Origin of the sequence: Pseudarcicella hirudinis (assembly GCF_900115665.1) — a bacterium.
Classification (GTDB): domain Bacteria; phylum Bacteroidota; class Bacteroidia; order Cytophagales; family Spirosomataceae; genus Pseudarcicella; species Pseudarcicella hirudinis.
This window is the reverse complement of sequence record NZ_FOXH01000004.1, coordinates 250,682-263,979: the sequence shown is the minus strand read 5'-3', so window position 1 is coordinate 263,979 and position 13,298 is coordinate 250,682. Positions and strand designations below refer to the sequence as shown.

The 13,298-nt window shown below is 37.2% G+C and carries 8 protein-coding genes; 7 read left to right on the top strand and 1 reads right to left on the bottom strand.

From position 1 onward, the window contains the following. Positions 1-196 precede the first annotated feature (196 nt). Positions 197-637 (top strand): carboxymuconolactone decarboxylase family protein, encoded by a 441-nt coding sequence (locus tag BM179_RS09165; protein WP_092015627.1) that lies wholly within the window; start codon positions 197-199, stop codon positions 635-637. Between the two features lie 75 nt (positions 638-712). On the opposite strand, the gene BM179_RS09160 is transcribed toward BM179_RS09165, so the two are convergent. Next, positions 713-4,438 (bottom strand): ThuA domain-containing protein, encoded by a 3,726-nt coding sequence (locus tag BM179_RS09160; RefSeq protein WP_374754573.1) that lies wholly within the window; start codon positions 4,436-4,438, stop codon positions 713-715. A 177-nt stretch (positions 4,439-4,615) separates the two neighbouring features. Between BM179_RS09160 and BM179_RS09155 the strand changes: the two genes are divergently transcribed. The 6 genes from BM179_RS09155 to BM179_RS09130 all read left to right on the top strand — a co-directional run bounded on the left by BM179_RS09155 (position 4,616) and on the right by BM179_RS09130 (position 13,238). After that, positions 4,616-5,389: an NUDIX hydrolase gene (locus BM179_RS09155; RefSeq protein WP_092015625.1), complete on the top strand. Its 774-nt coding sequence runs from the start codon at positions 4,616-4,618 to the stop codon at positions 5,387-5,389. Positions 5,390-5,439: 50 nt separating this feature from the next. Next, complete coding sequence (locus tag BM179_RS09150) at positions 5,440-5,808, top strand: DUF1801 domain-containing protein (protein ID WP_092015622.1); 369 nt, start codon at positions 5,440-5,442, stop codon at positions 5,806-5,808. Between the two features lie 164 nt (positions 5,809-5,972). After that, positions 5,973-6,890 carry an AraC family transcriptional regulator gene (locus tag BM179_RS09145; RefSeq protein WP_143095188.1) on the top strand — a complete coding sequence of 306 codons (918 nt, stop codon included), beginning with the start codon at positions 5,973-5,975 and terminating at the stop codon, positions 6,888-6,890. Between the two features lie 157 nt (positions 6,891-7,047). Then, positions 7,048-7,512: a hypothetical protein gene (locus tag BM179_RS09140; protein ID WP_092015616.1), complete on the top strand. Its 465-nt coding sequence runs from the start codon at positions 7,048-7,050 to the stop codon at positions 7,510-7,512. Positions 7,513-8,017: 505 nt separating this feature from the next. Next, positions 8,018-10,972, top strand: a complete 2,955-nt coding sequence (locus BM179_RS09135) for a DUF5689 domain-containing protein (RefSeq protein ID WP_177219347.1) — start codon at positions 8,018-8,020, stop codon at positions 10,970-10,972. Between the two features lie 151 nt (positions 10,973-11,123). Beyond that, a complete protein-coding gene (locus BM179_RS09130) occupies positions 11,124-13,238 on the top strand; it encodes a tetratricopeptide repeat-containing sensor histidine kinase (protein WP_092015610.1) in 2,115 nt (704 codons plus the stop codon). Positions 13,239-13,298: the final 60 nt, after the last annotated feature.

Genomic DNA, 13,298 nt, shown 5'->3' with positions numbered 1-13,298 from the left:
TTACTGAATAATACAGTATCTGTTTAGCAAACAAACGAAGGCTGGACTACTTCGGTTTTTATAACTGGCATGGAAATAAATAAAATGAGCCTGTAATTTTGAAAGTATTGCCGAAAACAAAATAGGTCATCGTTCATTTGATTTTCAGATAAAATAACGAAGAGGATGAAAGTGTATTATTTTAAAATGTTTGAATATGAAAACAAGGTTTAAAATGCGGGAAGTTCAGCCACAGGGATACCAGTTTCTGATGGACTTAGATAAATACCTGGACTCGACCGGAATGAGTAAAATTGAAAGAGAATTAATTAAAATAAGGGCTTCTCAGATCAACGGATGTGCTTATTGTATGAATCATCACATTCAGGACGCCATCAGGTATGGGGAAAATCCTAAAAGAATTTATGTGCTCAGTGCCTGGAGAGAAGCAATAAACTGGTTTAGCGAAGAAGAACAGACCATTTTAGCCCTGACTGAGGAGGTGACTCTTATTGCAAATCATGGTGTGAGCGATGAAGTTTTTGATAAAGCTGTAGCGTTGTTTGGCGAAGAACGCACTGCCCGGTTTATTTGGGCCATTATAGCAATTAATTCCTGGAACAGACTTGGTATTGCTTTAAACAAACATCCTGAATAAAGATTAAAAGCAAAGAGGTTGTTCCCTCTTTATTTTCAGGAACAACCTCTTTTAAATTACTGATTTATACAATTATTATTGTTTTTTGCCTTCAAAACTGGCACCCATTGCTTCAAGTTTAAGTGCATTTACATTCTTCTGCTCATCCCTTGTAAAAAGAATTGTAGCCTTTCCACTTGCATCAAACTTATCATCACCGGTTTGTGTAAGTTCACCTTCCTGTCCTCCGGCATTTAATAAGAGTTTTCCTTCTTTTAAACTAACTTCAATAAACTCGAAAGGAAGACCGGTCATTTTGAACTTTCCAATATAATCATTCAGGTTGACAGCTTCCGGTTTGACAGCCGCCTGTTTATCAGAATCAGCTGTTTTGAATACAGCATCTATCATTACAAACAAAGACTGACCAGAAGCCTTACTGTTTTTGAATAGAATGTATAAATCATGAACTCCTTCAGTCGGGATCAGTTTAATACTTTTCTGATCACCAAACGACATTTTATCAGAAGGTTCAATCACCAGCGGTTCGTTAATCAGCTTGCCTGTCGGAGAATCAAGACGAAGTTCTATCGTTCCGCCTGCTGCATTTAACTGTGGTTTAGGAGCCGAAACAGATAGAAGGACTTCTGTAATTCCGGTTAAATCCGTTTTATTCAACCCGATATAACTTGCAGATGTATTTGGAATAATGAACTCCATTCCGTTGAATTTCATTTTCTGAACACCTTCATATTTGTCAAACTTATGCGAACTTACTTTAGGATTTCTCAATACTAAATTTTCTTCAGAACTCAAAGAAGGAATACCGTTGGCACCATGATCGCTGTAAGCAGCTCTCATCATATAAATACCCTGTCCTTTGTCATTTGCAGGAAGTTTGGTTGTGTAAACACCTTTTACCGGAAGAGAATTGGCCGTTGCTTTTTTCTCTGAAAGGCTTAGGATATATTTCACCATATCTGCCGCATCTGAAGCTGCCAGCTGAGGGTGGCCACTCATTGGTGTTTCGCCCCATACTCCGCTTCCGCCGGCAATAACTTTCTTGGTCAATCGCTCTAAAGCACTTCCGTCATTTTTATATTTCTGAGAAACCTGGGTGTAAGTTGGTCCGATCGATTTTTTAGTTACACTATGACAAGCTTTACAGTCGTTTGCCTCAATCAATTTTAATCCTTTTGTCAAAGAAACTGAAGCGTCAGCTGAACGGTGTCCCTGAGCTATGGCAACTTTGTCATAACCTTCTGCCAGATAGTCAATGTTCACAGAAACATCTTCCGGTTTGATTTTTCCATTTGCCAGACTTCCGTCTTCTTTATCACTTACTTTTACTTCGTAATTGATATTCTGGTTAGGGAAGAAGAACGACTTATTGCTTCCAGCTAAATCAAAAGTAACTTTAGGCAATTCGTTACCGGCCTTGATTTCCATAGACTGGCTATTGCTTTCTCCTTTGGCATCTGTAGCTGTTAAAGTGACTTTATAAACACCCGCTTTGCTAAATGTCAGGCTTGGGTTATTTTCAGTCAGAATCTTATTGAAACCATTCTTTGAAGTGATTTTCCATGAATATTTCAATACGTCTCCATCGGCATCTTTTGTTCCTTCAGAAGAGAAACTTACTTTTAAAGGAATTGATCCACCCATTTTGTCAGCCGCAATCTGTACTGAAGGTTTACGGTTTCCGCCGTTGTATTCAATACGGATCAGGCGGGCATCATCATTTGCCGAAAACCATCCTGAACCGTATTCAAGCATATATAAATCTCCGTTCTCTGCAAAAGCCATATCCATCGGGTTGCTGAATTTGTAGCTAGGCATAAATGGCTCCATAGAGGAATAATTGCCATTTTTGTCTAAAGTAACAGCCATAATCCAACCACGCATCCAGTCATAGATAATTAATTTTCCATTGTAATACTGCGGAAAAGCATGTGGTGCATTTTTGAAGTTCTCAGTATAGAAAACCGGACCGGCCATTGCATTTCTTCCACCACTTCCTACCAGTGGAAATTCCTTGGATTCTGCATAAGGATACCAGATAAGTGCTTTTTGTGCAGCAGGAAGTTCTTTCAAACCTGTATTGTTCGGAGAAGTATTGGTTGGTTTGGCAGCATCCCATTTTTCACCGGAAACATTTTTTGTGAAATCAAATTTGTTGTAAGCCTTGTTATCTCCTACAAAATGAGGCCAGCCGAAGTTTCCCGGTTTCTGGGCTTGCCCTACTTCATCATGTCCCTCCGGCCCGCGTGTCGCATCCGGTTTGTTGGCATCCGGACCTACTTCTCCCCAATATACAAATCCGGTTTTCTGATCGACCGAAATTCTGAACGGGTTTCTGTGCCCCATTGTATAAATCTCAGGACGGGTATTGGCTGTGCCTTTTGGAAATAAGTTTCCTTCAGGAATTGTATATGTACCATTGGCTTCAGGATGAATACGGATGATTTTTCCTCTTAAATCGTTGGTATTGGCAGAAGACTTTTGTGCATCCCAGGGACTGCGATCAGGACGTTCGTCACTTGGACTGTAACCATTTGAACCGTGTGGGTTTGTGTTATCTCCTGTAGAAAGGTACAGGTTGCCTTGTTTGTCCCAGTCAATTGAGCCACCTGTATGGCAACATTGCTCACGTTGTACCGGAATTTCCAGAAGAACCTTTTTCGAATCCATTACCAATTCATCGCCGCGCAATTCATAACGGGTCAGAATATTTTTTGCTTCTGATCCTGCCGGTGAATAATACAGGTAAATCCAGTGGTTTTTAGCAAAATTCGGATCTTTGTTCAAACCCAGTATCCCGTCCTCAGCTTCTGTAATTTTGCCTTCACGATCAGTATATTTTGTGCTTACCGGGAGAGTAGCAATGGTTTTAAGCTGTTTTGTCTGAATGTTATACAATTTAATAGCACCTTTCCGTTCAATAAATAATACTCTGCTATTATCAAGTAAGGTTAATTCCATTGGTTCGTCCAGTTTTTCTTCCAGAATCACTTTGGTAAAGCGGTTTTCTTCAGGACGTGCTTTTGAATAATCCAATGGTTTCGGGTTTTCTCCACCCATTGCAAAATTTATCCCTGCCCAAAGGTGTTCAAGGAAAAGAGGCTCGGAAAAAGTTTGATCAGTATGACCCATTGCCGTATAAAACGATCGGCCACCTTCAAACTCCTGAAACCAGCTCATCGGATGAAAATCAGGGTTTTTACCTCCCTGGTATGATTTTTCGTCAATCGTTACCAGCACATTGATGTTAGGACTGATCTGTTTGAAACTGTAAAATTCATCTTCTCTTTCAAAAGTTTCAGGCATCATTTTCGTACCCCAATGGTTTTTCATTACCACATTGTACCTGCCTTTCTGAACATTGCTTGGCGTAGAAGGGTGATCCAGAAAAAATGCACCTACCATACGGCCGTACCATGGCCAGTCATATTCTGTATCCGTTGCCGCGTGAATTCCGACATAGCCGCCGCCAGCCTGAATATAGCGTTCAAAATCAGTTTGCTGAGCAGGATTGAGAACATCTCCGGTTGTGCTTAGGAATACAACCGCCCTGTAACGTTTAAGGTTTTGTTCATTAAATTGAGATGCATCTTCGGTCAGGTCAACAATGAAACCTTTTTCCTGTCCCATTTTTTTCAGAGCAGGTTTACCGACTTCAATGGAAGCATGACGGAAACCCTCTGTTTTACTGAAAACAAGAATCCGGTTTTGTCCTGCGCTTATGTGAAAAAGCCCGGTTAGCATAAAAAGCATCCAGAAAAACCTGGATCCCAATAACTTTAATACAGTAGTTGTTTTCATAGGAATTGTAAATAATTTTGATTCTGTAAATTTTACGCAATAAATTTAATGCAATAATTTCGATATTTTGTATAATTTACGCAATAAAAAATTAGATTTGCCCCCGGGTCTTCTTTTTTAAAGCTTTCCGGGCTTATTTGTAAAGAAGAAACAATAGAAAACATTGAATTTTAGCGGATGAAAACTGAAGAAGAAGTAGAGGATTTTATTCTTAATGGTCACAAACATTATCTCAGACATATTACGATTGACTGTGCAATTATTGGTTATCACGATCAGCAATTAAAAATCTTACTGGTAAAATGGAAACATCTGAACGGATGGGGCTTACCGGGTGGTTTTATCATGAATGAAGAAACGCTGAATGAAGCGGCCAATCGTATTTTGATGGAGAAAACCAGCCTGTCAGATTTATTCCTGCAACAATTCTACACATTCGGAGATAGTTTTTTTCGCTTAAGTAAGAAAGACTGGGATAAGGATCAGCGTCTTTTGATCCCGATTCCTGAAGATAACTGGCTATTAGAAAGAACTATTTCAATCGGGTATTATGCGGTAGTAGATTTTGAAAAAGTGAGCATAAGTCCTGATATTTTCTATGACGAGTACCAATGGTGTGATATTCAGTCGATACCGGAATTATTATTTGACCACAATGAAATGGTTGAAAAAGCTATTCAGACCATCAGGTTACAAATTTATCATCAACCTATCGGTTATAATTTACTTTCGGAGAAATTTACCCTGCCGGAGATTCACGTATTGTATGAGACTATTCTGGGTAAACAACTGGACAGAAGGAATTTTCCTAAAAAACTGATGTCTTTAGGGATTCTGAAAAAACTGGATGAACAAAGAAGTATCGGGCCGCACCGTTCTCCGTTTTTGTATGAATTTGACAAAGAAAATTATGAAAAAGCATTGATGGAGGGTATTGCGCTGGCTTTTTAATCGGCCTGAAATCAGTATCCTTATAGCGCAGTACTTTAACCTCTGAAAATATGTTAAGCGCAATTGATGATTTTTATTTACAAAAAGACGAACCTGTCAGAAGCTGCTTGCAGGCTTTAAAAGAAATTATCCTGCGACAGGATGAAAATATAACACCTGCCTGGAAATATGGCATGCCTTTTTTCTGCTACAAAGGCAAAATGTTTTGTTATTTATGGGTTCATAAAAAATACCATCAACCTTATATCGGTATTGTGGAGGGGAAGCGATTTGATGATCCTGCTTTAATAGTTGAAAAGCGTTCGAGGATGAAAATTATGCTTTTTGACCCTGAAATTGATTTACCAATTGAAACAATTGAAGGAATATTGCAAAAGGCACTGGATTTATACAGAAATGGAGTTGTAGCTTTGAAATAACAAATGTCAATTGCTCACTACTAGTCCATTTTCAGGGATATTTTCAGGATTTTTGGTCAAAAAAACTGCTTTTTATGGTAAAATTAATTAACAGGATTGCCGATTTCTGAATAAATTTGAGTCTGGCTTTCTTTCCGGGTTATACGAAATGCCAATATATTATTTTGACTAAAAAACATTCCATAAAAACTTACGATACTGAATCTTACCGGGATAAGTACATCCGGTCCGGGCAGAAAGTAGATTCCATGTTAAAATCAGATTTTGGCAAATTTTTCATGGTAAAAGTAGAAGAGATGATTTTACTCATGAAACTGCCGGTACCTCCTGCCAGAACGACCAATCATACCATCATTTACCTGACAGAAGGAGAGGCAGTCATGAATATCGGGAGTGAAACATATAAGATTTTTAAGGATGAATGCCTGATTGTACCTGCCGGACAGGTTTTTTCATTCCGGAATATTGATATTAATAAAGGGTATTTATGCAGTTTTCATGATGATTTTGTAGTAGGCAAATTCGGAAAAAGTGATTTGTTGAAAGACTTTGAATTTCTGAGAATATGGGGAAATCCTGAAATCCGGCTCAACGAGCCGACTTCCGGATTTGTAAATAACCTGTTTAAAAGAATCTTAGAGGAGTATGCAACAAACGGCATTCAGAATCAGGATATAATTCAGTCTTATATGCTTGCGCTTCTATGCGAGATAAACCATGTTTACAAACCTATTTCAAATATTCCTTATAGCGCTGCAAGTATTCTTACCAACAGGTTTAAAGAGTTGATTTCTTCAAATATCAGAACAAAGCACAGGGTGACCGATTATGCTCTTTTATTGAATGTTTCGCCCAATCACCTGAATAAATCGGTTAAGGCCATTACCGGGAAATCATCTTCAAAATGGATTGATGAGACAATCGTTCTCGAATCAAAAGTGTTGCTTCACCAAAGTAATCTGACCATCAATGAAATTGCCATAGAAGTCGGGCATTATGACCAATCTTATTTCAGTCGTCTTTTTAAGAAATATGAAGGTGTTACTCCTCAGGAATTTCGGAAAATGATTGAAAAGTCCTGAATATCGCTTCGAAAATCCTAACATTGTTCTGAGAATTTGCAGACCTTTGCCTTATCGGATCTAATAATAAGAAGGCTAAGATCAATGTAATGGTTTTGTCTGAAAATTGTTGGTAATCAATAATTTGTGTCAAATCTTTAACTTAATTCTCAGTAAAATGTATGTTATTCTGTTGTTTTTCCACTCTCTTGTCAGGTGGCTTGTTCTGGCAAGTTTAGTTTACAGTATATACCGGGGGAGGAGGGGATGGTTGGGAAACCGGGCTTTTACTAAATCGGATAATGCAATAAGGCATTGGACGGCTACGATTTCCCATATTCAGATGACTATCGGCTATCTGCTTTATTTCCAGAGCCCGACGGTTAAATATTTTACCGCCAATACCAGACAAGCCTTGCAGCAAATAGATTTCTTATTTTTCGGGTTGATCCACATCGCCTTAATGACGATTTCGGTTATTTTGATAACCATAGGTTCTTCTTTATCCAAAAGGCAGGAAACAGACCTTGAAAAATACAGGACTATGACTATCTGGTTTGCCGTAGCGTTGTTAATCATCTTTATTGCTATACCCTGGCCGTTTTCACCACTTGCCAACAGACCGTATCTCCGGCATTTTTAATTATGACTGGTCCTGAAAAATTTGGGATAGGTTTTGCTGGAAGATGATACCAGAAATATTTCGCAATTTATTATCAAAGCGTTAAACAAATTCCGTCCTTTCTGTGAAGAACTGTTGGAATGAAATGTAGTATTTGAAATAGTTTAGAGAATATCTGCCAGATAGCAATCTTCTTTTTACGTATAAAAAGAGGGTTAGATAATATTTAAAAAACTAACTTTGTCTGAAAGACAAAAATGCTTGTTTTAGATTTCATGTTCTATTCAAAACGTAAACTTAAAAATAAGTGAAAAAAAAGTACAGATTCTACAATTATCTGATGGGTTTGATAATGTTACAGTTTGGTGCAACAGGCCAGTCACTTCTTTCAGAAGGTTTTATAGGTAATCCGGGTACACCTGTTTATAAACAAAACTACTGGCAATCTTTTTCAGGGAAAAATCCGGGAAATATAAAGATTATAAAGAAAAGCCTTCTTTCAGAATACCTTGGTCTGAAGTTTTTAGTGGGACATTCTGCCATTTTAGAACCTGGGGATGAGATTATCTCAAAATCGCTGTCTAAAAGTATTTACGGAGATGGTGCAGAAGTTTATGTTTCTTTTCTGCTCAAATTAGATTCTTTAGAAGAAAATCAAAATATGTTGATTAGTCTTGGGACGGGTTCTGCTGATACATCCTTGCATGTTGGGAGGCTTTTTTTGAAAAAGGATGGTGCAGGCTTTAATGTGGGTATTGCTAAAAGTACAAATAATCCTACTTATTTGACTGCCAGAAGATTGGAGTATCATACGACATACTTCATTCTTTATCGCTATAAGTTCAATTCAAAAAGTAATAATGATGACGAGGTAGCTTTGTCAGTTAATGAAAGTCCATTGGATAAAACCTTTGTTCCGGATTTAGTAGTCAAAAGTGGTGAAAAGGATATAGGTGAAGCAATTAACACATTGTATTTGAGGGCTTCCGGATCAAAATTGTTTGTAGATAACCTGAATGTTAGTGATAAATATACAGATGGAATTCCGGGGGCATACCCATATCAAAAAGGTACTTTTTACCCGACTATATATGAGAATAATGCTGCTTTAATGGTTTGGTATATGAGTCATGATGCAGAAAGATTTGAATTATTAAAAAAACTAACACCAGTCAATAGTTTTAAAGAAAATTTCACAGCAGCATGGAGTAATGAGAATATACTGGAAGGAGAAGTAAGTGGGGAATTTGAGATTCGACCGGAAATACTGTGTATAGAAAAAGGTGATTGTTTTGTAAAAAAATTTCAATTATCCAAGGAATATCTAGATTTGAAATCATATTTTCAAATAAGACTGGCTCCCAACTTAGCTCCCGGGAAATATGAAGGCGAAGTGAAATTTTCTAGTAAAGGAAAAGAGCCTATCTACGTGTTATTGGGTGGAACTGTGCCAATGCCGCCTAGTATAAAACAGATACAACAGACAGCGGAAGGACAAGTAGTTGAGGTTTTTGGAAGGGTGATCACCTCAAGTCAATTTGGGAATACCGTTTTTGTACAGGATGGAACAGGAGGAATTGCTATTGTCGATGATTCTTTATCAAAATCGGTACAGATAGGGGATTCTATCAGAGTAGTTGGGACAATTGATAAATCTAATGAACTTATACAAGTATCAGGGAAAATGTTTTTTGAGAAAATTAACGTTGTATCCAAGCCTCTTTTAGCAAAGACAATAAAGTTGTCAGAAATGCCTATGCATGAGGGGGAGTTAGTTATAATAAACGATATTGAGTTGGAAGACAAGAGTTTTTTTTTCCTGAATGATAGAGTATATAAAATAAACCAGATGCATTCGGGAAATAGAGTTTCAGCAACAGATTCAACTTATAAAGGATTTATGTTGGTTGACAGTCATACTAACCTGAAAGGACAGGCAAAACCTTCAGGAAAGACAAATATTACAGGAATTGTGAGCAAGAATAATGGGACTTTCGTTTTGAAGCCTCGTTTTGTTGAGGATATTCCCGGAGTAACAGCATACAAAACAGATATCCAGGGAATAGGTTATGATAAGACATTTGATATTGCAACCTGGAAAGTTTATAATCTGGGTTTTTACGAAGAAAATGAAAGATTAGCTGAATTTCAAAAAGTAATAGATTCACTTCAGGCAGATGTTATTGTTCTTCAGGATGTTATTATACGATCCGCATATTCGAAGACTCCTTTCTTGGAAAGATTTGTTCAAAAACACCCTGAGTATAAATATTTGTGTTCACCCGATCATGATAATGGCTATTCAAAAGATGTAACAGGAGGGGTTTGCTTCCTTTATCGAAAGGAAATAGTTGATTCTATAAAGGCAGGTTCTTTGTTAAAGGGAACAGGTAATTTGCCTGACTATCCTGGTGGTTCAAAATTTTTCTGGAGTGAAGGGCGTTTCCCATACCTGTTTACAGTTAATGTTACCATTGGTGGAGTTAAAAAAAGAGTTAATTTGATTGGTATTCAAGCTGCAAATGATTTCGATGGTAAAGAGGAAACTGTCAATATGTTTTATCGCCGTCGTCAGATAGATTTAACAGTTTTAAAGGACTCTTTAGATAAATATTACGCTAAAGACAATCTTCTTATTGCAGGTGATTTTAATGATGATATAATCCGGACAACTTCAGAAACCTCTCTTACTAAAGAATCGACTTACAAGATATTTGTTGATGATCCCGGAAATTATCAGATACTTACAAAGGCTTTAGATGAAAAGTTATATGCTAATTATAACCTTTTTTTGACTGATCATATTATGGTTTCTAATGAATTGGAAAATAGCTATTTGTTAAATTCGACAAATTTGGAGATTCATACTAATTATACTAAAAATTTGTTGACTTACCATTATCCTGTAAAAGCAAGGTTTCAATTTATTATCAATCCTCCGAGTGATATGCAAGCTATTTCTTCTGATTACCAGAGTATTAATATTACTTGGAAGGATAATAATAAAGATGTTAAAAAAAGTGAGCTGGAACGATCCGCAGATAATATTAATTTTAGTAAAATAGCTGACATTCCTTCCGGAACATTTCTTTTTACTGATACTGGTCTGGAACCGAATAAGAAATATTATTATCGTTTGCGAAGTGTGACTAGTGAAGGAAAGTCTCAATTCATTAATGCAGATGCAATAACCCAGATTTTATTAGCGAGTGAAGTAGAATATAATTCATGGTTTTATATTTACCCTAATCCAACAGATGGAATTGTTGAGATTCTGAGTAATGAACCTTCTTTACGCGGTGATAATATTGACGCGGCTTTAACTACAATTGAAGGAAAAGTTATTTGGCAAAATTCAGGAAAACTGAGAGAATTAAATGATTCCATAAATAACAAATTACTATATCATCCGGCTGGGATTTATCTCTTGTATCTGCAAACTAAAACGAAGTCAGGCTTGCTAAAAGTGATCAGGAAATAATCCAGTGAAAAAATGAAAGCAAATCCGTTAGATTTAAGTTACCTTATGAACTTAAATCTAACGGATTTTATGCTTATTTTTAATTTCAGATAATAAATATCAGTCCTTTCAGCTTAGTAATCCGTATGTTAAATAACCTTTACAAGTATTTATGAAAAATATGAAGGCTTATTTCCGGCTGTTAATTTTCTCTCTTCTAATACCACTGTTTACACCAGTAAAGGCTCAGCAAAAACCCGAACTTTCCGGATATAAGTCTATCGAAGCGAAGCTGGAGCGCTGGACTAAATACTGTAATGACCTGGTTGATGCCAATAACTATCCTTTGCTGATTATTGCCGCAAAGCAGGGAACAGGCCTTTGTTCTCATACGAACAATTATCAGAAAATGTCTCAGTTTGCTTATTTTACAGGGTATGGATATGAATATTCAAATAATCAGTACGAACAGGCAATCATTTATTATGAACAAGCCAATGCTTATGCGTTGAAAGCTCATAGTCTGAAAGATGAAGTGAATGCACTGATGCGCTTGAATTATATGTATTATTCGGTTCGGAAATTTTCAAAAAGAGATACATTGATTCAATACATCAAGGCAATAGTTGATACCACCAAAGATGTCTATTCTCAGGCTATTCTGAACGGGAGTATTGGTGAGTATTACCTTGATCTTTCTCAGTATGAGCGTTTTATTTCGTATAAATTAAAAGCGATAGATTACCGGAAAAAAATGCTTTCGGATGATGATGGCTCCAACAGAGACAACATTGGTATTTCATATCTGCAGATTGTCGGGGCTTATCTGAAAATGAAGCAGATGGAAAAAGTCCTGGAATACCTGGATTACAGCAAAGGGTATCTCAAAAATTCCAGAGAGGGAGAGGCTTTTATGTATAACGACTACATTGTTGCTTATCTGAGCATGAATAAACCGGATAGTGCGCAGCAATACTTCAGGCGGTTGTATAGCAAAATGGGAGAGGCAGATTCCTTGTACATCAATCTCAGTTATGCCAACAGAAGCTTTGCCGATTACTTTTTAACAAACAAAAAGAAAGATCAGGCTTTGCAATATGCCCGAAATGCCTTAAGATTTGCCGGAAAGTCAGAAGATGATGAAATTCTGATGGAAGCAAATACCGCCATGGGAAAAGTGAAATTTGAGCAGGGAGATTTTAAGCAGGCTATTGTCTTTCTGGAAGCCGCTTCTGTAAAGGCTTATCATTTCGACCGGGAAATATATGCTTCTATTCAGCAAAAACTGGCAGAAAGTTACCGTGCCATTCACGACTGGGATAAGGCTCTGAATCATTATGAAATTTATAGCAGAATGCAGGACACGCTTTATGCGGAATCTTCGAAAAGGACGATTGCTGAAGTTGAAGCTAAATTTCAGAATAAAGAAAAACAACGACAGATTGACAACCAGGAGATAGAGCTTTCATATGCAAAAAGTCAGAAACTTTGGTTCATCGCCGGATTGAGTTTACTGAGCTTAGTGGCCATATTGCTTTGGATTATTTACAGGAATAAAAAACGTTCGGCTGATGAGCTGGATAATAAAAATAAGACCCTCGCCGAATTGAATATATTTTTAGACGAGGCAAATCAGACCAAAGCAAAACTTTTTAGCATCATCAGTCACGACCTGCGTTCTCCGATAAGTCAGGTTTATCAGTTTCTGAAACTCCAGCAGCTGAATCCTAACTTACTGACAGAGGAAAAAAAAGCAGAATTAAGTAGTAAAATTCAGACAGCTACGGGCTCATTACTTGAAACGATGGAAGATTTGCTGCTTTGGAGTAAAACCCAGATGAATCAGTTTAAACCTGAATTCCGGAAGGTTAATGTATTGGAAATTGTGAGTGAATGTCTGCAATTGATGCAACTGAACAGTGAAGGAAAGAAAATAAGGTTCAAAAACAGTGTTTCTTCTGATTTTTTTCTGGAAACGGATCCATATTACTTACAGACAATTGTAAGAAATCTCCTTCAGAATGCTATTAAAGCCGCTCCGGAAGGAAGTGAAATTCTGATTGATTTTGAAGAGGGGATGGGGAAAAAGTATTTATCTGTTACCAATTCAGGAGGGTATTTCTCACAGGAACAATACGAGTATTTGCTGGCAAATAAACATTCAGGAAAATCCTTATCTGGTCTGGGTTTGCATCTGGTGGATGAACTGAGCCGGAAAGTCGGGGCAAAGGTTATTTTTACTGAAACCGGAAATCCTGACTTAACGCGGGTTGAGGTGATATGTTGATTTTCAGTAATCCCGGAAAAAAACAGCCTGAATTAATATAATCCAGGCTGTTGAAATTTG

Bases quoted from the DNA above. Each gene is read 5' to 3' on its own strand.
- BM179_RS09155 (WP_092015625.1), top strand. From the start codon at position 4,616: ATGAAAACTGAAGAAGAAGTAGAGGATTTTATTCTTAATGGTCACAAA.
- BM179_RS09140 (WP_092015616.1), top strand. From the start codon at position 7,048: ATGTATGTTATTCTGTTGTTTTTCCACTCTCTTGTCAGGTGGCTTGTT.
- BM179_RS09165 (WP_092015627.1), top strand. From the start codon at position 197: ATGAAAACAAGGTTTAAAATGCGGGAAGTTCAGCCACAGGGATACCAG.
- BM179_RS09150 (WP_092015622.1), top strand. From the start codon at position 5,440: ATGTTAAGCGCAATTGATGATTTTTATTTACAAAAAGACGAACCTGTC.
- BM179_RS09160 (WP_374754573.1), bottom strand. From the start codon at position 4,438: ATGAAAACAACTACTGTATTAAAGTTATTGGGATCCAGGTTTTTCTGG.
- BM179_RS09130 (WP_092015610.1), top strand. From the start codon at position 11,124: ATGAAAAATATGAAGGCTTATTTCCGGCTGTTAATTTTCTCTCTTCTA.